The following is a 19,449-nucleotide window of genomic DNA, read 5'->3' on the forward strand; positions in this document are numbered from 1 at the left end:
ATGCTGGCAAGCATTTGCGGCAGGATGACGATGGACTGCAAGAGCGATCTAACTCTTGCGCCCACTGGCTGAGGTCGCCTTTTTCACCCAGACCTTATTGTCGTGAAACGCCGCGCCGCCAACCGGCGCGACGGCTTCGGCTCCGGTCAGCATGTTGACGCCGTGACCACCGATATGAGCCTTGTTGGGATGAATGGATTCCGCGACCAGCACGCCACGGCGCAGGCCGTCGAATAGCCGCGCGGTCAACGTCGTTTCGCCGCGCGTGTTGCCGAGCGTGACGGCATCGCCGTCAGCAATCCCAAGTGACGTCGCGTCCTCGGGATGGATCATGACGGTCGGACTGCCCTCGCGCGCGATCGACGACGGCGTTTCGTTGAAGCTGGTATTGAGGAAGCTGCGCGACGGACTGGTGGCGAGCCGGAACGGATGCGCCTCATCCGCCTCCTCGATGACCGTCCAGTGGTCCGGCAGCGACGGCATCTGCTCCCACGGACCGAGGCCAGGCTTACCGGACGGAGGATTCGCCCAATCGGCCTTGAAGTGGAACTTCTTGTCCGCGTGCGCAAAACCGTCGAGATAATGCGAGGTTCGAAAATCCGGCTGGATATCGCGCCACAGATCAGCCTCCAGCGTCTCGATATCGCCGTGACCGCTCTTCCTCAGCGTCGCATCGATCAGTTCGCGCGGCGTCATCTCAAATCCGGCATGCACGGCATTGAGGCGGCGGCCGAGGCCTTGCAGCACCTCATGGTTGGAACGGCACTCGCCGGGCGGATCGATCAGCTTCGCGCCCACCGAAATATGCTGGTGGCCGCCGCCGTAATAGAGGTCATCATGTTCCATGAACATGGTGGCGGGAAGCACGATGTCGGCCATGACCGCCGTCTCGGTCATGAACTGCTCATGAACCGCGACGAACAGGTCCTCGCGCGCAAAGCCCCGGCGCACCAGCGCCTGTTCGGGGGCGACCGTCGCGGGATTGGTGTTCTGAATCAGCATTGCCTTGACGGGACCGCCGCCTTTCAAGGCGTCGGCATCGCCGGTCAGGATGCGTCCGATTTTTGATTGGTCGAGCCAGCGGGTCGTCTGATCGATCGCGTCGTGGCCCTCGATGATCGATTCGTTGAACTGCCAGATCGACGCATTGTTGAAGAATGCGCCGCCGCCTTCATACTGCCAGGCACCGGTCACCGCCGGTATGCACAGCGCCGCATGCATCTGCGTGGCACCGTTGCGGCTGCGGGTGAAGCCATAGCCGAGGCGGAAGAACGCACGCTTGGTCTGGCCGACCAGGCGCGCAAACGCCTCGATCTCCTCGACCGGTACGCCCGAGATGTTCGAAGCCCATTCCGGCGTGCGCGTCGCCAGATGCGCCTCGAGTTCGTCGGGGCAGTCGGTATAACGATCCATATAGGCGCGATCCGCGTACCCTTCGCGGAACAGCACGTGCATGACGCCGCAGGCGAACGCGCCGTCGGTCCCCGGCCGAAGCAATATCTTGATATCGGCCTGCTTCATGGTGTCGTTGTTGTAGACGTCGACCGCCGCGATTTTGGCGCCGCGCTCCTTGCGGGCACGTGAGGCATGCGTCATCACGTTGACCTGGGTGTTCACCGGATTGGTACCCCAGATCACGACGAGATCGGAGACGCCCATCTCGCGCGGATCGACGCCGGCGATTTTGCCGGTGCCGATGGCGAAACCGACACGCGCGATGTTGGCGCAGATCGTCGAGTAGAAACGCGAATACTTCTTTACATGCGCCAGGCGATTGATGCCGTCGCGCATGACGAGCCCCATGGTACCGGCATAGTAATAGGGCCAGACCGATTCAGCACCGAATTCACGCTCGGCCTGATCGAACCGCGCCGCGACTTCGTCCAGCGCCTCATCCCAGGAAATCCGCGCAAACTGACCGGAGCCTTTCGGTCCGGTGCGGCGCATCGGGTAGAGCAGCCGGTCGGGATGATGAATGCGCTCGGCGTAGCGCGCCACCTTGGCGCAGACCACGCCCGCCGTATAGGTCTGCTGCTTGGAGCCGCGGACCCGGCCGATCGAGCGCCCGTCGATCACTTCGATATCGAGCGCACAGGCCGACGGGCAATCGTGCGGACAGGTGGAGTGGCGGATATCGACCTTGGCATGCTGGTTCATGCGTTTCTAGGTAACATCAAACACCGCGGTCGCCGAGAGGGTTTGTCCGGCAGTACGTCTGCAAAAACGGCTTTTAGCCATGCATCAGGCGCCCAAATAGGCGCCGCCATTGGTATGGATCGCCTGCCCGTTGATGTAGCGCGCGCCGGGCCCGCACAGGAAACGCACGGTTGCGGCGACGCCTTCCGGCAGTCCCCGATTGCCGCTGATGGTCTGATGGATCAAGTGATGCGCCGGCTCCGGTCTCTCCTTCGGCCGCGGCGTACCGATCAGGCCGGGAACCACGCAGTTCACGGTGATGCCATCTTCAGCGAGGTCGTGCGCCAGCGCGCGGGTCAAGCCGATGATGCCGGCCTTCGCCGTCACCACATGCGCGCGATTTTTTGCCCCCGTGTGCGCGCTGAGGCCACCGATATTGACGATGGTCCCCGCGCCGGACTTTCGCAGCGCCGGCAGGCAGGCTTTCACGCAGTGGAACGCGCCATCGAGTGTCACGTCGAGGATTTCGCGCCACGCCGCATAGTCCATCTCGGCGAACGGCTTTTCGCGCCGCAGCGCGGCGCTGTTGATGAGGATATCGATACGGCCGAATTGCTGCACAGCGGCATCCGCCATGGCCTGCACTGAGTTAGCATCAGCGACGTCGCCGATATGAACCAGTGCCTTGCTGCCGGTGGCCTCGATCTCCTGCGCGACTGCCTCCGCTTCGGCGCGGTTGCTGCGCGCGTTCACCACCACGAACGCGCCGCCTTCCGCCAGCGTCAGCGCGATCGCGCGGCCGATATTGCGGCCTGCGCCGGTGACGATGGCGACTTTGCTGGTAAGCTCGTTGGTCATGAGCCGCTACCCCCGCAATGAGGAAAGATCGATGTGGCCATCATACAGCCCCGCCACCAGCTTCAACGCCGCGTCGCTTTGCGCGGCGCTCCAGCCGCCATGCTCGGCGTTGAGCAGGAACTTGTCGGTCACGTCCTGCCGCGTCAACGGCTCCTGCGCACCGCCGCGCAGATGCTGCTGCCGCTCTTCCACCACGCTGCCGTCGCGGAGCGTGGCGCGGATGTGGCCGGTGTAATTATTCGGATAGGGATTGTCCGGGTCGATCACAAATTTCACCTTGGCGGCGAGCGCCAGCACTTGCGGATCGCGGACCGCGCTTTCGGTGAACGCGGCAAGCCCGACCCCGCCATGCACGAAGCCAGTGGCCAGCAGATAGGGCACGGCGAATTTTGCCGCATAGCCGTTGCGCGGACGCTGCTTGTCGGCCAGCGGCTCCCACAGCCGGTGCACCGTGCCCTCCGCCACCTCACAGACGACCTCGGCGACATCTTCAGGCGTTACGCCACGTGCGGCCAATCGGCGCGCGCAATCGATATAGGGCTGCGCCATCGTTCCGCATGGATAGGGCTTGAACGCCAGTGTGTCCGTGACCCAGCGCGTACCGAAATCGCCGGTCAGCGCGCCATAGTCGCCATCGGTGGTGTGTGCGAAGGCATGAAACAAGCCGTGCACACCCTCGAATACCGTACGCGGCCCGACGAACCCTCCCCGCGCCAACAGCGCCGCGCGGATGCCGGATTGCGCCGCCCATCCGGCGTGCAGCCGCTTGGTCCAGGCGCCTTCGGCGAGGTATTCGATGATGCCGCCGGCCATGCTGCCGGCAATACCGAGCGCATCGACGATCTGCCTGGCGTTGAGGCCGAGCGCTGCGCCGACGCCGGCGGCAGCGCCCATCGCGCCGAAGACCGCAGTCGGATGAAAGCCCGCCTCGTGAACCGCTTTGGGCACCACGAGACTCAGCCGGCACAGCACTTCGGTGCCCACTGCAATCCCGATCAGCGCCATGCGCCCATCCGGGTTATGCCGCTCACAGGCGGCGAGCACCGCCGGGACAATCACGGCGCCGGCATGCACCGGACCCCCTCAAAAGTGTCGTCGAAGTCCTCGCCATGCGCGGCAGTGCCGTTGACAAAGGCGGCACCGGCCGCGCTCAGCGTGCGCTTGTGCCCGATCGCCGTGCAGGAGCCGTCATCGTCGCAACCGGTCAGCGCGCTTCCGACGTAGTCCTCGTTGCGCGCGGTGACGCACAGGCCAACCACGTCGATCAGCAGGTCCTCGCATTTGCGGACGGTTTCAGCCGGTAACGCGCCGGGCTTCAGTGCGGCGATCCTTTCGGCAAGCGTTTCGGCGACCGAAGTCCTGGGTAGTCCGGAGGGCATCCCGGTCAAATGCGGAAGATTTTGGTATAGCGCGCCTTGATGGCCTCGCTTTCCTTCTCGACTGCCGCGGCGTCGTCCTTCATGGTCTTGACGTCCTTGAGTGACTTGCGCCCTGCCTTCTCCACGGTTTGAGAATGCACCGAGCGCAGGCCACCGACATCGATGATCAATTGCTGGGCCTCCCGGCTGAGACTGAACGACTGGAACAGTCTTGCCGCGTTGGGATTGGGGGCGTCCTTGAAGACCCCGTTCGGCCCGATAATCAGCGGCGACCCTTCCGTGGCGTAGACCGGTTCGACTGGACGGCCCGACTCCTTCATCTGGAAGATGTTGTATTCGTTGCCGTCGGCCATCACCGCGCGCTCGCCGAGATCGAGTTTTTTCGGCGGATCGGCCGACGACTGCACCTGCATGATGTTCTGCCTGGCGAGCTTCTCGAAAAAGCTCCAGCCGAGATCGCGCTGCATCTGGTGGGTCGCGGTCATGATGGTGCCGCTATAGCCCGGGTGCGCCTTGACGATCTTGCCCTTCCATTTGGGATCGAGCAGATCGGCAAAGCTCTTCGGCGCGTCCTCCGCTTTCACCAGATTTGTGTTGTAGGCAATGATGCTGAGCCAGACGCGGAAGCTCGCAAACTGGCCGTCCGGATCCTTGTGCTCGGCCGGATAAAATTTTGCGACGTCTTCCGGCACGTAAGGCGCCAGAATGCCGTCACGCTTCCAGACGATGAAATGCGCGGCGTCGGATGAGTTTACGATGTCGACGGCGTGGATGTTGCTGGAATATTCCTGGCCGATACGCTGGAACAAGCGCTCCGCGCCGGTGCGCTCGACACGTACCGCAATATCAGGATATTTCGCCTCGAACGCCTTGGCCAGCTTCTCCGCGACCGGCAAGTCGGTCGAGGTGTAATAGATGACCTTGCCTTCCTTCTTCGCCGCCTCGATCAGCGTGGGTGTGACCGCTTCCGGCGGCGGCGCAGCGGCCATGACGCGCGTGGAAAATGCTGCATTTGCGAGAACCGCGCCAGTGCCGGCGAGCAGTTTGCGCCGCGAAATCGAATTCCTCATTGGCGTTTCCACTTGCGTTCTTGTCAGGCCCATTCTGCGGGGCCTTCTCCCGATGGCTTCGTGCTTGCTGGGTCGGTACCCCGGACATTACCCTTTATTCCGAAGGCACGCAGCGACTCTTTCGTCGACAGCCCATTCGCGTTGCAGCTAGACTTGCGGCAAGCAACAAACACTGAATTCAGGGGATGGAGAGATGACGAGCCCAAGGATTACATTGGCGCTGGCTGCAACTCTGCTCGCAATATCGTCCCCAAGCGCGCCAGCGCAATCGCAGGATTATCCGTCGCGGCCGGTGAAGGTGATTGTGCCCTTCGGCGCCGGAGGGCCTGCCGACGTTACCGCCCGGCAGATCGGCAGCATCCTGCAGGAAAGCTTTGGGCAGGCCTTCGTGATCGAGAACCGCACCGGCGCCGGCGGCGTGATCGGCACGCAGGACGTCGTCAAGTCGCCGCCGGACGGCTACACGCTGCTGATGATGTCGAACACCCAAACGGCGAATGAATCACTGGTGCCGCAACGCAAATACGAACTGATGCGCGACCTCGCGCCAATCGCACCGGTCAACTATTCAGACCTCGTCCTCGTGGTTCACCCTTCCGTGCAGGCGAAGACGCTGCAGGAATTCATCGCGCTCGCCAAATCGCAGCCCGGTAAACTGAACTACGCTTCCTCCGGCCAGGGCACGCCGTACCATATGGCAGGCGAGTTGTTCAAAGCCATGGCCGGCATTGACCTCGTGCACGTGCCTTACCGTAACAGCGGCGAGGCGCGCAGCGGCGTGATTGGCGGCCAAGTTCAGATGATGATCGACGCAGTTCCGGCGATGGCCCCGAACGTCGCGGAAAACCAGGTCCGCGCGCTGGCGACGACCGGCAAGACGCGATCGACTGTCCTTCCCAATGCGCCGACGGTGATCGAAGCCGGCATTCCCGGCTACGAGGCCACCATCTGGCTCGGCTTGATGGCGCCCGCAGGCACGCCAAAGCCGATCATCGACAAACTCAATGCGGCCGTGAACGACATTGTGAAGCGACCTGACATCATAAAATTATGGGTGCAGCAGGGCGTCGTCCCTATCTCCATGACTGCAGCCGAATTCGACAGATTCCTCCGCGACGATATCGTGAAATGGGCGGAGGTGGTCAAGAAGTTCGACAAGCCGCCGCAGTAAGATGCCACCAGAGAAGGCCTGCCCTCGATGCCAAGCGTTCGATTTCGCCTCAATGGCGTCGAGCTGCAAATTGACGCCGATCCCGACCGCTCACTGCTGGATATTCTGCGCGGACAGCTCGGTATGACCGGACCGCATTTTGGCTGCGGCGCCGGCGAATGCGGCGCCTGCAACGTCATCGTCGGCGATCGCGCGATATCGGCCTGCGATACGCCGCTCTGGTCGGTGGCGGACAAGGATGTCACGACAATCGAAGGGCTGGGAACGAGCGAGCGGCCGCATCCGCTGCAGCGTGCCTTCATCGCTGAGCAGGCGCTGCAATGCGGCTATTGCGTTTCCGGAATCCTGATGAGCGCGGCGGCGCTGCTAAAGCGAAATCCGTCGCCGACCAGCCGGGAGGTAAAGGAAGCGCTCGACCGCAATCTCTGCCGCTGCGGCTCGCATAATCGCATGGTACGGGCGGTGCTGCGCGCGGCCGAAGAAATGGCGGCAGGATGAACCAGCCAGCGCCCGCTCCCTCCGCACCCACCTTGCCGGTAAGCCTTGCGGCGAACCCGAAATTATCGTCGTGGCTGAGGTTCTCGAGCAGCGGAGAGGTGACGGTCTCGCCGGGCAAGGTGGAGATCGGGCAAGGCATCGTGACGGCGCTGGCGCAGATCGCCGCCGACGAACTCGATATCGATCTGTCTCGCGTGCAGATGATCCGCGCGTCGACCGCCGTCAGCCCCAACGAGGGCGTCACATCGGGGAGCCTTTCCATCCAGCAATCGGGCCGTGCGCTGCGTCATGCCTGCGCCGAGGTTCGCCAAATCTTTCTTCAGCAGGCAGCCGAACGGTTGGGCGTCGGCATCGACACCCTCCATATCGAGGATGGCATCATTTCGGGCCCCGGCAATGTCAGGACCAGCTATTGGGAACTTGCCGACGAGATCTCGCTCGATCGCAACGCCACACCCGGCGTAACGCCCAAGATCGCAACGAGCCGGACGCTGGCCGGGCATTCGGTCCAACGGATCGACATTCCGGACAAGGTTCTTGGCCGGCCGCGCTTCATCCACGACCTTGCGTTGGCCGGAATGCTGCACGGACGCGTGCTGCGTCCGGAGCATGCCCGAGCGAAACTCAGGGAGTTGAACGAGGATGGCGCCCGTGCGGTTGCCGGTCTCGTTGCCATCGTGCGCGACGGCAGCTTTGCAGGCGTCGTCAGCGAAACCGAGCATGGCGCGGAGGCAGCCCTCAATGCGTTGCGCAAGGGCGCGACCTGGTCCGATGGCGAGCTGCTGCCAGACGAAAACGATCTCGCAAGCTTCCTCAAGGCGCAACCGTCCGAATCCACCGTAATCGGGAAGAAAACTGCCGCATCACCCGGCACGGTGACGCGGACCATCCGGCGGCACTATACCCGCCCTTATATTGCTCACGCGTCGATCGCCCCCTCCTGTGCGATCGCGCAGTGGGACGGTGATCGCGTTCATGTCTGGACGCACAGCCAGGGCGTTTATCTCTTGCGTGCCGATCTGGCGCTGGTTCTCAAGCTGCCCGTCCAAAATATTACCGTTGAGCATCTGGAAGGCGCGGGCTGCTACGGCCACAACGCCGCCGACGACGTCGCGCTCGATGCCGTACTGCTCGCCAAATCCGCCGGCGGCCGGCCGGTCCGGGTCCAATGGTCGCGCCAGGGCGAAATGTCGGATGCGCCGTTTGGCGCAGCGATGGCGATCGAGATCGAGGCCGATCTTGATGCGCAGGGTGAAATTATCGACTGGCGACATTCCATCTGGAGCAACGGGCATGCGGCGCGGCCGGGGCGCGCGGCTCAGCCCGCCTTACTGGCAGCGTTCGAACTAGAGAACCCGTTTCCACGCATGGTCTCGACCAATCCGCCGCAGGCCAACGGCGGCGGTGGCGATCGCAATTCGGTCCCGCTCTATGATTTTCCATCCTGGCACATCGAAAGCCACCGCCTGACAATCATGCCGATACGCACCTCCGCACTCCGGACGCTTGGTGGGCAGGGCAATGTGTTTGCGATTGAATCCATCCTCGATGAAATCGCAGCCGAGTGCGGCGAGGACCCGGTCGCATTCCGGCTGCGCCACTTGCGGGATGAGCGGGCCAAGGACGTCATCCGCGCCGCGGCCGCGCGCGCGGGGTGGAAGCCCGAGAAGCAGCCCGGCATTGGGCACGGCATAGGCTTTGGCCGCTACAAAAACACCGGCGCCTATTGCGCTGCGATCGCCGAGATCGAGGGCGCCGAGGAAATCAATGTCAGGAAGCTGACGCTGGCGGTCGATGTCGGCGAAGCGATCAATCCGGATGGCGTCATCAACCAGATCGAAGGCGGCGCCATTCAAGCTACGAGCTGGGTGTTGAAAGAGCGCGTGCGCTTTGACCGAGAACGCATCACCAGCACGAGCTGGACGGAATATCCGATCCTGCGCTTCAGCGAAGTGCCCGATGTCGAGGTGGAGGTCATCCAGCGGCCCGATATGGATCCGGTCGGTGCCGGCGAGGCCGCCCACGGCCCGGTTACAGCGGCCATTGCCAACGCCGTGTTCGACGCACTCGGCGTGCGCGTGCGTGATTTGCCCATCACGCGCGACAGAATCATCGCCGCGATGGAATTGAGCTTATGAGCAGCTTGAACCTCCTGAGCGGCGGCGCCGCACAGGGCCTGGTCGGAAGCCTGGCGCCAACCTTCAAGGCTGACACCGGATTCGATATCGCGGGCGAGTTCGGCGCGGTCGGCGTCATGGCCGACAAATTGCGCAAGGGCACACCGGCTGACATCGTCATCCTGACCGCAGCACTCCTCGCTAAACTGGCGCATGAAAAGCTGGTTGTTGTCACGTCGATAGCCGATGTCGGTCTAGTCGAAACCGCGCTCGCCGTCCGCGCCGGCGATTCCCCGGCCGTAGCCAAGGATGCCGCCAGCTTGCGCGAGGTTTTGCTCGCCTCCGATGCGATCTTCGTACCGGATACCAAAGCCTCGACGGCCGGAATTCATGTTGCAAATGTCCTTCGGCAGCTCGCCGTCGCCGATGAGCTCGCCGCCCGACTCAGGATTTTCCCGAATGGCGCTACGGCGATGCGCGAACTGGCGGCGTCCAAGGCACGGCGCCCGATCGGATGCACGCAATCGACCGAGATCATCAGCACCGAAGGCGTAACCTTGTGCGGCTCGCTGCCGGAGGGTTGCGAACTTGCAACGATGTACACGGCAGGCATCACCACTGCCGCCGCCCACCCGCAACAGGCCCAGCACCTGATCGACTTGTTGATTGGCGACGGACAACGTGAACTGCGGAAACGTGCGGGCTTCATCAGCGGGCCCATTAGGCCGCCACTGCTCTGACCTCCAGATGAGCCTCTGCAGATCACACCTCAACGCGAAATAGGTGCGCGGCGCGATTTTTGGTTTGTCAAAGCCAATTCATATACTAATATATCAATCGAGAAAGCAGCCATGTCCGCCCGCACCTCGAAAAAGACCGATCCAAAGGTTCGCCGAATTGCTGCCGGCACGCGCCGCAGCGGCAGACCGCGCGCGGCGACGGCAGCATCCAGGATCTATTCCGATCTTCGAGGCGAACTGGTGTCGCTGCAGCGGCGGCCCGGCGAAGCGGTCTCGGAGGCGCAGATCGCGCTCTCCTACGGGGTGAGCCGCACGCCCGTTCGCGAGGCGATCCTCAAATTATCGGATGAAGGCCTGCTGGAGATCTATCCCCAGTCCGGCATCTTCGTTTCGCGCATTCCGGTCGCAGCGCTCCCCGAGGCCATCATCATCCGCAAGGCGCTGGAGGAGACGACCGCCCGGCTCGCGGCGGAACGTGCGACGTCGAGCCAGAAACTGGCGCTGCGGTCGATCCTGGAGCGACAGCGCGAGGCCAGCGCGGCCGGAGACAGCGAGACGTTTCATCAGGCCGATGAAACGTTTCATGCTACAGTCGCCGATGTCGCCGGCTATCCAGGAATCTGGAAGTATATCCAGCAGGTGAAGGTTCACGTCGATCGCTATCGTCGGCTAACCCTGCCCCAGCGCGGGAGGATCGCAAAGGTCATCGTCGAACACCAGGCCATCCTGACCGCGATCGAGGCGCATGACGCGGAGGGCGCAAGGCGGGCAATGGAGATCCACCTCGAAAGCCTTCTCGAGAACATCTCGGCTACTCAACTTATCAATCCGGAGTACTTCGACGAGCGACCTTAGAGTTCGAAAAGTCCATAAAACGATAAACAAACATCAGGAGGAACAACATGAAACGACGCGACTTCATCAAGTTGAGCGCAGGTCTCGGGGCTACCATGGCGACCGCGACGCCGCTTTCATCGGCATTCGCGCAAACGAAAATGGTGCTGAAAGCATCGGACGTTCATCCGCTGGGCTATCCGACGGTCGAAGCCGTGGTCCGGATGGGCAAGAAGCTGGAAGCCGCCACCAATGGCCGGCTGACAGTCCAGATGTTCCCGTCGATGCAGCTCGGTGGCGAAAAGGAAATGATCGAGCAGGCCCAACTCGGCGCGCTGCAGTTCGCCCGTATTTCGGTCGGCGCCGTAGGCCCTGTCGTGGACGACGTCAACGTCTTTAACATGCCGTTCGTCTTCCGTAACTCCAAGCACATGGAGAAAGTGATCGATGGCGAGATCGGCGACGAATTGCTGGCGAAAATTTCCGCGAACGAAAAGACCGGCCTGATCGCTCTGTGCTGGATGAACGCCGGCTCGCGCAACGTCTATAACAACAAGCGGCCGATCCGGACCATGGCCGACCTCAAGGGCCTCAAGGTCCGCATGATGGGCAACCCACTGTTCGTCGACACCATGAATGCGCTGGGCGGCAACGGCGTCGCGCTGGGCTTCGATCAGGTTTTCAGCTCGATGCAGACAGGCGTCGTAGACGGCGCGGAGAACAATCCGCCTTCGTTCATAGCGCAGAACCATTATCAGGTGGCCAAGTACTTCACGATGACCGAGCACCTGATCATTCCGGAGCTTCTGGTGTTCTCGCGCATCTCCTGGCAGAAGCTTTCGCCCGAAGATCAGGCGCTGATCAAGAAGTTTGCGAAGGAAGCTCAGCAAGAGCAGCGCGTGCTCTGGTATGAAGCGGAGAATGCCGCCATCGAAAAAATGAAAGCGGCCGGCACCGAGATCATCACCGATATCGACAAGAAACCGTTCCAGGATGCGGTCAAGCCGGTCTGGGACAAGTACGGCGCGAAGTACGCCGCGATGGTCAAACGTATCGAAGCGGTCCAATAGGTACGGCTCGCGAACGGCGGGTGGCCGGGCGACGTCCGCTCCGGCCACTTCTGCGAGCTACTACAAGCGATTTGAAGCGCCGCTACTCTCCGAGGTCAAAATGTCCAATTCTGCGGCCGGAATTTTCCGACGTGTGAACGATACGGTTTACTGGACCGGCGCCGCGATCGCGTGCGTGGCGCTCGTGCTGGTCTCGGCTGTCATCCCATGGGCCGTCTATACCCGATATGTCCTCAACAGCGCCTCGTCATGGCCCGAGCCGATGGCCGTGCTGCTCACCGTCGGCATCACCTTCATCGGCTCGGCGAACTGCTATCGCCAGCGCATCCACATGAACATGACTGTCGGTACCGATCTGCTGCCGCCACTGCTGCGGCGCGCCTCACTGTTCCTCAGCGAAATATTGATGGGCGTGATCGCAATCTTCATGGTCATTTGGGGACTGCGGCTGGTCCGGACCACCTGGGACAATTCGGTGGATGAGTTTCCATGGCTCTCGGTCGGAATCACCTATCTTCCGATCGTGGTCAGCGGCGCCATGATGCTCCTGTTCGTCATCGAACGCCTGACAATTGGCCCGCCGCCGCGCGACGGCGCTGACGCCCACGTACCGGTCGAGTAATTGCCATGGATATTGCGGTTCTGCTTCTCAGCATGTGCTTGTTCTTCGCGATCGGCATGCCGATCGCCTACGCGCTGGCACTGTCTTCGCTCGTCGGTGCGCTCTGGATCGATTTGCCGGTCGGCGCGGTCATGCAGCAATTTGCCAGCGGCGTCGGAAAGGTCTCGATGCTGACCATCCCCTTCTTCGTGCTGGCCGGCGCCATCATGGCCGAGGGCGGCATGGCCAGGCGGCTGGTCGACTTTGCAGCCGTGCTCGTCGGATTCACGCGAATTCGAGGCGGCCTCTCGCAGGTCAATATCCTTGCGACCACGATCATGAGCGGCATCTCGGGATCGTCGGTCGCCGACACCTCCGCGATCGGCTCGGTGATGATTCCCCAGATGGCCGACAAAGGCTATCCGCGAGTCTTCGCAACCAACGTGACGATCAGCGCCTCGCTGCAAGCCATTATCGTCCCGCCGAGCCACAATTCGGTGATTTATTCGCTGGCGACCGGCGGCGTGGTGTCGATCACCAGCCTGTTCCTGGCCGGCGTGCTCCCGGGCCTACTGCTCGGCTTCTCGCTGATGGTGCTCTGTCTGTTCTACGCTTATCGCGACAAACACCCGAAGGGTGAGCCCGTACCGATCCGCCAAGCCGCCAAGATGCTCGGCGACGCCATGTGGGGGATCGTAACGTTGGCCATCGTGCTGGGTGGCATCCTCACCGGCGTCTTCACACCGATCGAGGCAGGCGCGGTTGCCTGCGTCTGGGCGTTCTTCGTCACCATGTTCATCTACCGGGACTACAAATGGTCCGAGCTGCCGCTATTGGTCTACAAGACGCTGCAAACCGTGGCCATGGTGCTGACGCTGGTAGCAACCGCCTCATGCTTCGGCTATGTCGCCGCGCTGATGCAGATGCCGGCCAAGATGACCGAATTCTTCGTCGCCATATCGAGCAACAAATACGTGCTGCTGATGTGGTTGAACATCATGCTGCTGGTTCTGGGGACGGCGCTCGATCTCGCGCCCCTGCTGCTGATCTGCACTCCGATCCTGCTGCCGGTAGTGAAGAGCTTCGGCATCGATCCCGTACATTTCGGAATCGTCATGCTGCTCAATCTCGGCATCGGCCTGCTGACGCCGCCGGTAGGGACGACGCTGTTCGTCGGGTGTGCCATCGGCAAGGTTTCGGTCGACGAGGTGATGCGCGGCATCTGGCCGTTCTACTACGTGATGTTTACGGTGCTGATGATCGTGACCTATGTGCCCTGGCTGTCGCTGGCGCTGCCGAGGGCGTTCGGGTTCTAGAACAGACGCAGTTCGCGTCACGGAGGCTCCGCGTGAAGATCGTCGACCTCAGCCGAGAGCTCTATCACCGCACGCCGAGCTATCCCGGCCATCCTCCCGTCATTCATGGCGTCTGGAAAACCCACGAAGAATCCTTCACCGAATCGGGCAATGTGCACGGGCTGGCGTCGATGTTTATCTCCATGGTGGACCACGCCGGCACCCACATCGACGCGCCCCGACATTTCGGCAAGAGCGGCGTATCAATCGATGAATATCCGCTGGAGAAGTGTATCGTGCCGGGTATCTGCGTCGACCTGCGCCACATTGCGCCGCGCGCCGAAATTACGCCTGCCGATCTCGAGGCGGCGGTGGCGAAGGCCGGCGTGCCGGTGCCGAGGGGCGGCACCGTCCTGCTCTGCACCGGTCACCACGAACGGACATTCCCCCGCAAGGAATATTCGACTGACAATTCCGGCGTGAACGTCGCCGCCACCGAATGGCTGGCGCAGCAGGGCGTCGTGCATTTCGGCATCGATTCGATGCGGCCGGGGCCGGAGGGCAAGGTTAATGCCCTCGTCCACAAGGCCTGCCTCGACCTCGACATCACCCACATCGAGAGCCTGTGCAATCTCGAAGCGCTGTTGGGATGCGGCCAGTTCACGTTTATCGGCCTGCCGATGAAGTGGCGCGGCGGGACAGCGTCGCCGATCCGCGCGGTTGCGGTGTTCGACCTGTGAAGGAAAACGAGAGGCCTATTCGCCTTCGCTTCCGGATCCGGCGTCGGCCAGATCACGAAGCATCTCGGCATTCAACACAACAATGGCGCCATGCTCGAGGCGTACCCAGTCGCGGGCCGCCCAGGCGCGCAACTGCTTGTTGATGCTCTCCCGGGTCATGCCAACCATCTCGCTGATCTCCTGCTGGGTGATCGCGATGGTTCGACCCTGCTGTGCAGGTTTGTGTTTTTCGGACAGGCGCAGCAGCGCGCTCGCCAGTCGCGCGGGCAAATTCTGCAGGATAATCTGCTCGACCTGATCGCTGGTCCACCGCAACCGCCCGCAGAGCAATTCGATGAACTTCATCGCCAGCCCCGGCTGCTCCTTCACGAAGGGGATGAACTCCCGCCTATCGATCACGAATAGCTCGCAATTGGAGTTTGCGATGGCGTCAGCCGAGCGAGCCCCGCCGTCGAGCAGTGCGATTTCGCCGAAGATTTCTCCAGGCTCGATGATGTTCAGGATCGCGCTGCGGCCATCGGGCGAGGAAATACTCATCTTCACCGTACCCGAAATCACCGCGTACAGGCTGTTGCCGGGGTCCCCCTTCGAGAACAGCGTGGCTCCCCGCTTCAACGTGGAATGTTTGGCATAGCGGCAGAGTTGCTCGAACGCCGTGGGCTCGAGGTCGGCAAAAAACGGGTGCTTGCGCAGCACCGACAGTTTGCCGTTCGAAAATTCGTGAGCTTCACCCGTCCTTCGTTGAGGCACGACAGTCAAACTCCAGGGAACACGGGATTGCAGCCCTTCCGTAATCAACGTGGGCCGGCTTTTCAACCGGAAAGCGCCAAAACGCATCGATTTGGCGGCCGGAAGGCGAAAACGGTGCCCAGCGTTACCGCTCCAATAACCGTGGAACTTGCTACAAGATAGCGCGAAAAGGCGCTGGCTTAAATAGAACTATCCCACTTACGCGTAGGCAAAGATAAGGCCAGCACAACCTCAGAGGTTGTGCTGGCCTTTCTCATGAGGACCTTGGCCTTCGCGTCTCCTGCGGCGCGCTCGATGTTGCGCCAGGTCCCTGTGCTATGGGCCGACTACTATGTCGGTGGCAACGGCCGCCATTACGCCTGCTGTTGATTACGAACTAAGCTGCCGACCCTGGCGCTGTGGCGCATCGGTCGGCAACTATTCCTTGGCGATTCCCGTTTCCCTGATCACGCGCTCATACTTCGCGAGCTGATCGTGCGTCATGGCGCGGAGCTCTTCCGCTGAACTGCCGCGCACGGCGAAACCCAGCTCTTCAAGCTTGCGGTGCACGTCAGGATCGCCAACCGCCTTCAGCACCTCGGCGTTCAGGCGAGCAACAATATGCTTCGGGGTACGGGCGGGAGCAAGAATTGCGAACCATGAATTGAAGAAGAAGCCGGGCAGACCGGATTCCGAGACGGTCGGCACATCGGGAAATTGCGACAATCTCCTCTCGGTGGTTACCCCGATCAGCTTGAGTCGGCCGCCGCGCACGAGCGTTGCGACCGTGCCCAGGCCCTGGAAGCCGACGGGGATCTGGCCGGCGGCGATGTCGGTTGCGGCCTGGGTGGCGCCCTTGTAAGGCACATGCGTGAGCGATATGCCGGCGGCCGACGCGAACATCGCCATCGCCAGATGCTGCGGACTGCCCGGCCCGCCCGAACCATAGTCGATCTTGCCGGGCGTCGCCTTCGCGGCCGCAATCAGATCTGCTGCGTTCTTGAAGCTGGCCTGATTGTTGGCAACCAGCCCCCACTCCACCGTCGCGACCAGCGACACCGGCTCGAAGTCCTTCAGGATGTCCCAGCGCATCTTGGACTGCAGGTTCGGCACCATCGTCATGATGCTGTCGTTGAACCCGCCAATCGTGTAGCCATCCGGTTCGGCGCGGGCGACGGCCTCCGCCCCGATCAGGCCTGAAGCGCCCGGCTGGTTCAGGATCAAGATTTGCTGGCCCATATTGTCGGCCATCTTCTGGGTGACGATCCGCGCCGCGACGTCGACCGCACTTGCCGCGGCCAGCGGCACGATCATCTTGATAGGCCGGTCCGGATAGCTCCCCTGCGCTATCGCGTGATGGCTTAGGAGCAAGGCAAGCGCTGGAATCACCAGATGAAGCGGCCGCATCATTCCCCCAATATGAGCGGCACAAACCTTAGGAATGCGGCCGCTATTTGGGAAAGATTGCGCCCGATGTTCGGCTTATGCAATCGGTCCGGCCGGGAAATGCCGCACGGCTACAGCAGCTTCCCATCTGGCCCAAAAAACGGATGTGGGCCGTCGAACGTGCCTATCGGGACTTGATGGGTAACGACCGTGCCGAATCCCTCACTCGGAAACCAGCTATGGAGATGGAAGGCCGGCGGCTCCACCTTGAACGAAGGTTCGCGCAGTTCGGCCAGATCGAGATCGACGGCATGGTTGGGGGCGGGACAGATCGTGGTCGGCACGCCCGCAAACGTGGCCAGTGCCGCGCGGTGCACATGTCCAGTTGCGATCAATTGCACGCGGGGATGACGACGCACGATGGGCGCGAGTTCGCTTGCATTGAGGAGATTCTGACGGTCCATGTGCCAAATGCCGGCCTTGAACGGCGGATGGTGCAGAAACAGCAGCGCGGGCCGGTCGAGCGACGAAGCCAGCATCCCGTCAAGCCATTGTAAGGTGGGTTCATCGAGTTCGCCATGCGGCTTCCGATGTACGCTTGAATCCAGCAACAGCAGATCGAGCCCGGCAACCTCGATCCTCTGATTGAGCGGCCCTGATACGAAGGCATAGGACGCGGAAGGAAACGCGGCACGCATCAATTCGCGCGAATCGTGATTGCCGGGAATGCCGGCGAACGGAAGCTTGAGCGGCGCCAGCAGCCGATTGAGATATTGATACTCCTCGGCCGTCGGCGTGTCCGCCAGATCGCCGGAGACCACTACAAAATCGGGCGCAGGCCTGAATTCGTTCAGGGCGGCAATGCAACGTTCGAGCGCCTTTGCAGTATCCACCTTGCCATAGGCAAGCGCTCCCGGCGGCTTGATGTGCAGATCAGAAATCTGGGCAATATGGACCGGCATTGGCGACATCGACTTTCTCAGCTTTCGGGCGGCAACAGACGGACTGCGTCCGGCGAAATCGATAATCCGATCCGTTCGCCGGACTTGGCCCGGACCGTATTCGGCGCATCGACGGTGAGCGACCTGTTAGACACGCCGCTGACCACCAGCCGTTGCCTGTCACCAATGAAGCTGACGCTGTCGATTATACCTGAAAGCGGCGCGCTTTCAGCCGCCATCACGCGTATGGTCTCGGGGCGAATCATCGCCACTGCGGCCGGCATATTTGCATCGCCGTCAATCGGCTGACATCCGCCCGGCAAGACCAAGTGACCATTCTCGATGGCCGCCTCGACGATATTCGCCGCGCCGATGAATTCGGCGACAAAGCGACTGTTCGGCGTGAAGTAGATCTCGCGCGGCGTGCCGATCTGGGCAATCTTTCCCTTCTGCATGACCACGACACGGTCGCCGAGCTCCATGGCCTCGGACTGATCGTGTGTCACGTAAATCGTGGTGATGCCGAGCGCACGCAGCAGGCGGTTCAGCTCGCCGCGCAGCCGGTCACGCAGGGCGGCATCGAGCGCCGTCAGCGGTTCGTCGAGCAACAGGATGCCCGGCCGGATCGCTACCGCGCGCGCCAGCGCCACCCGCTGCCGCTGGCCTCCTGAAAGCTGGTCGATCCGGCGGTTCTCCAGCCCGGAGATATTGGTCAGCGCCACCAGTTCGGCAACGCGAGCCGCCCGCTCCTTTTTCGATACGCCGCGGATCTTCAATCCATAACCGATATTATCGGATACGGTCATATTGGGGAAAAGCGCATAGGACTGAAATACCATGCCGACGTTGCGCCGTTCGATCGGCACCGCCGTCATGTCTTTGCCGTTGAACAGCACCCTGCCGCCAGCATCGGGCAGTTCGAGGCCGGCGATAATGCGCAGCATGGTGGTCTTGCCGCAGCCGGAGGGACCGAGCAGCACCAGCGTTTCACCACGGGCGATCTCGAGAGTTGCAGGCTCAAGCGCGCGCGTTCCGTCGGCGAAGGTCTTGCCGCAGGCCTCGATGCGCGCCGAGGCGCCGTGTCCGGCCTGCGCACTCATCTCTTCTGTTCCTTCTCGGCAAACAATTGCATGGCGACCAGCAGCGGAATGATCATCACGAAGAAGATCAGCGTATAGGCCGAGGCCACTTCCAGCCGCATCGAGGCATAGCTGTCGGCGAGCCCGATCGGCAATGTCTTGGTCAATGGCGTGTGCAGCATCCAGGTCAGGTTGAATTCACCGAGCGACAGCGTCACGACCATCAGGCTGACCGCCAATATACCGGGCAGAGCATTGGGGACGATCACGTCGCGGAACCGCCGCCACGGCGATGCGCCGAGCGAAGCCGCACCCTCATCCAGCGTTTTAATGTCGACGGTCGCGAACACAGCCATCACCGATCGCACCATGAAGGGCATCGTGAAGATGACATGGCCTGCGAGAATGAACAGCCAGGAGCGGCGAAAGTCGCCGAAACCTCCATAGGTCAAGAGCAATGCCAGTGCGATGGCCAGGCCAGGGATCGCCAACGGCAGGGTGATGATCTCCTCGACGATCCGCGACAGCCGGCCTCCCCGCACATGCAGGGCATAGGCGGCTGGAACGCCTGCGACGAGCGTCACTGCAAGAGTTGCAAATGCAACCACGAATGAAAGCAGGATGGTGCCCGCATAAAGCTCCCATACCTGCACAACCCATTGCAAGGTTACGCCGGATTGGATGCCGCGGAAGTAATTCACGGTGACGCCGGCCGAGATCGACAGAATCGCGGGCACCACCAGGAAGCCGGCTACCAGCAGGGTGAAGATGAACTGGCCGATGAAGATCAGGCGATCACGCATGG

The 19,449-nt window shown here is 62.1% G+C and carries 19 protein-coding genes; 9 read left to right on the top strand and 10 right to left on the bottom strand.

What is annotated here, in order from left to right:
* Positions 1-48: 48 nt before the first annotated feature.
* The 5 genes from ACFXS9_RS05750 to ACFXS9_RS05770 form a co-directional block, all read right to left on the bottom strand.
* Complete coding sequence (locus tag ACFXS9_RS05750; RefSeq protein ID WP_392685993.1) at positions 49-2,157, bottom strand: molybdopterin oxidoreductase family protein; 2,109 nt, start codon at positions 2,155-2,157, stop codon at positions 49-51.
* Between the two features lie 84 nt (positions 2,158-2,241).
* The gene (locus ACFXS9_RS05755) at positions 2,242-2,994 is read right to left on the bottom strand and encodes a 3-oxoacyl-ACP reductase family protein (protein WP_392685996.1); all 753 of its coding nucleotides are present in this window, start codon (positions 2,992-2,994) and stop codon (positions 2,242-2,244) included.
* Between the two features lie 6 nt (positions 2,995-3,000).
* A complete protein-coding gene (locus ACFXS9_RS05760; protein WP_392685998.1) occupies positions 3,001-4,068 on the bottom strand; it encodes an MmgE/PrpD family protein in 1,068 nt (355 codons plus the stop codon).
* The gene (locus ACFXS9_RS05765; protein ID WP_392686000.1) at positions 4,050-4,373 is read right to left on the bottom strand and encodes an MmgE/PrpD family protein; all 324 of its coding nucleotides are present in this window, start codon (positions 4,371-4,373) and stop codon (positions 4,050-4,052) included. Before ACFXS9_RS05765 ends, ACFXS9_RS05760 begins: the two co-directional genes overlap by 19 nt.
* 5 nt (positions 4,374-4,378) lie before the next feature.
* Entirely contained in the window at positions 4,379-5,443 is a 1,065-nt protein-coding gene (locus ACFXS9_RS05770) for an ABC transporter substrate-binding protein (RefSeq protein ID WP_392686003.1), read from the bottom strand.
* Positions 5,444-5,636: 193 nt separating this feature from the next.
* Here ACFXS9_RS05770 and ACFXS9_RS05775 point away from each other — a divergent pair, with 193 nt between their 5' ends.
* The 9 genes from ACFXS9_RS05775 (at position 5,637) to ACFXS9_RS05815 (ending at position 14,509) form a co-directional block, all read left to right on the top strand.
* Positions 5,637-6,614 (top strand): Bug family tripartite tricarboxylate transporter substrate binding protein, encoded by a 978-nt coding sequence (locus ACFXS9_RS05775; protein ID WP_392686005.1) that lies wholly within the window; start codon positions 5,637-5,639, stop codon positions 6,612-6,614.
* Between the two features lie 27 nt (positions 6,615-6,641).
* Positions 6,642-7,112 carry a (2Fe-2S)-binding protein gene (locus ACFXS9_RS05780; protein WP_392686008.1) on the top strand — a complete coding sequence of 157 codons (471 nt, stop codon included), beginning with the start codon at positions 6,642-6,644 and terminating at the stop codon, positions 7,110-7,112.
* Complete coding sequence (locus tag ACFXS9_RS05785) at positions 7,109-9,250, top strand: molybdopterin cofactor-binding domain-containing protein (protein WP_392686009.1); 2,142 nt, start codon at positions 7,109-7,111, stop codon at positions 9,248-9,250. The genes ACFXS9_RS05780 and ACFXS9_RS05785 overlap by 4 nt, the downstream gene beginning before the upstream one ends.
* Positions 9,247-9,969, top strand: coding sequence for a molybdate ABC transporter substrate-binding protein (locus ACFXS9_RS05790; RefSeq protein ID WP_392686012.1), 723 nt, complete (start codon positions 9,247-9,249; stop codon positions 9,967-9,969). The genes ACFXS9_RS05785 and ACFXS9_RS05790 overlap by 4 nt, the downstream gene beginning before the upstream one ends.
* A gap of 111 nt (positions 9,970-10,080) precedes the next feature.
* The gene (locus ACFXS9_RS05795; RefSeq protein WP_392686015.1) at positions 10,081-10,824 is read left to right on the top strand and encodes a GntR family transcriptional regulator; all 744 of its coding nucleotides are present in this window, start codon (positions 10,081-10,083) and stop codon (positions 10,822-10,824) included.
* Positions 10,825-10,871: 47 nt separating this feature from the next.
* Entirely contained in the window at positions 10,872-11,873 is a 1,002-nt protein-coding gene (gene dctP, locus ACFXS9_RS05800) for a TRAP transporter substrate-binding protein DctP (RefSeq protein WP_392686018.1), read from the top strand.
* A 100-nt stretch (positions 11,874-11,973) separates the two neighbouring features.
* Positions 11,974-12,495 carry a TRAP transporter small permease gene (locus ACFXS9_RS05805; RefSeq protein ID WP_392686020.1) on the top strand — a complete coding sequence of 174 codons (522 nt, stop codon included), beginning with the start codon at positions 11,974-11,976 and terminating at the stop codon, positions 12,493-12,495.
* Between the two features lie 5 nt (positions 12,496-12,500).
* On the top strand, positions 12,501-13,790 hold the full coding sequence (locus ACFXS9_RS05810) for a TRAP transporter large permease (RefSeq protein WP_392686023.1): 1,290 nt from the start codon (positions 12,501-12,503) through the stop codon (positions 13,788-13,790).
* 32 nt (positions 13,791-13,822) lie between these two features.
* A complete protein-coding gene (locus ACFXS9_RS05815; RefSeq protein ID WP_392686025.1) occupies positions 13,823-14,509 on the top strand; it encodes a cyclase family protein in 687 nt (228 codons plus the stop codon).
* A gap of 15 nt (positions 14,510-14,524) precedes the next feature.
* Here the strand turns inward: ACFXS9_RS05815 and ACFXS9_RS05820 are convergent, their stop codons facing one another.
* The 5 genes from ACFXS9_RS05820 to ACFXS9_RS05840 form a co-directional block, all read right to left on the bottom strand.
* Positions 14,525-15,259 (bottom strand): Crp/Fnr family transcriptional regulator, encoded by a 735-nt coding sequence (locus ACFXS9_RS05820; RefSeq protein ID WP_392687281.1) that lies wholly within the window; start codon positions 15,257-15,259, stop codon positions 14,525-14,527.
* A gap of 417 nt (positions 15,260-15,676) precedes the next feature.
* Entirely contained in the window at positions 15,677-16,648 is a 972-nt protein-coding gene (locus tag ACFXS9_RS05825) for a Bug family tripartite tricarboxylate transporter substrate binding protein (RefSeq protein ID WP_392686027.1), read from the bottom strand.
* A 107-nt stretch (positions 16,649-16,755) separates the two neighbouring features.
* Positions 16,756-17,595: a phosphodiesterase gene (locus tag ACFXS9_RS05830; RefSeq protein WP_392686029.1), complete on the bottom strand. Its 840-nt coding sequence runs from the start codon at positions 17,593-17,595 to the stop codon at positions 16,756-16,758.
* An 8-nt stretch (positions 17,596-17,603) separates the two neighbouring features.
* On the bottom strand, positions 17,604-18,665 hold the full coding sequence (locus ACFXS9_RS05835; protein WP_392686032.1) for an ABC transporter ATP-binding protein: 1,062 nt from the start codon (positions 18,663-18,665) through the stop codon (positions 17,604-17,606).
* A complete protein-coding gene (locus ACFXS9_RS05840; RefSeq protein WP_392686035.1) occupies positions 18,662-19,447 on the bottom strand; it encodes an ABC transporter permease in 786 nt (261 codons plus the stop codon). The genes ACFXS9_RS05835 and ACFXS9_RS05840 overlap by 4 nt, the downstream gene beginning before the upstream one ends.
* Positions 19,448-19,449: the final 2 nt, after the last annotated feature.

It is taken from the genome of Bradyrhizobium sp. RDI18 (assembly GCF_043203335.1).
In the GTDB taxonomy this organism is placed as follows: Bacteria; Pseudomonadota; Alphaproteobacteria; order Rhizobiales; family Xanthobacteraceae; genus Bradyrhizobium; species Bradyrhizobium retamae.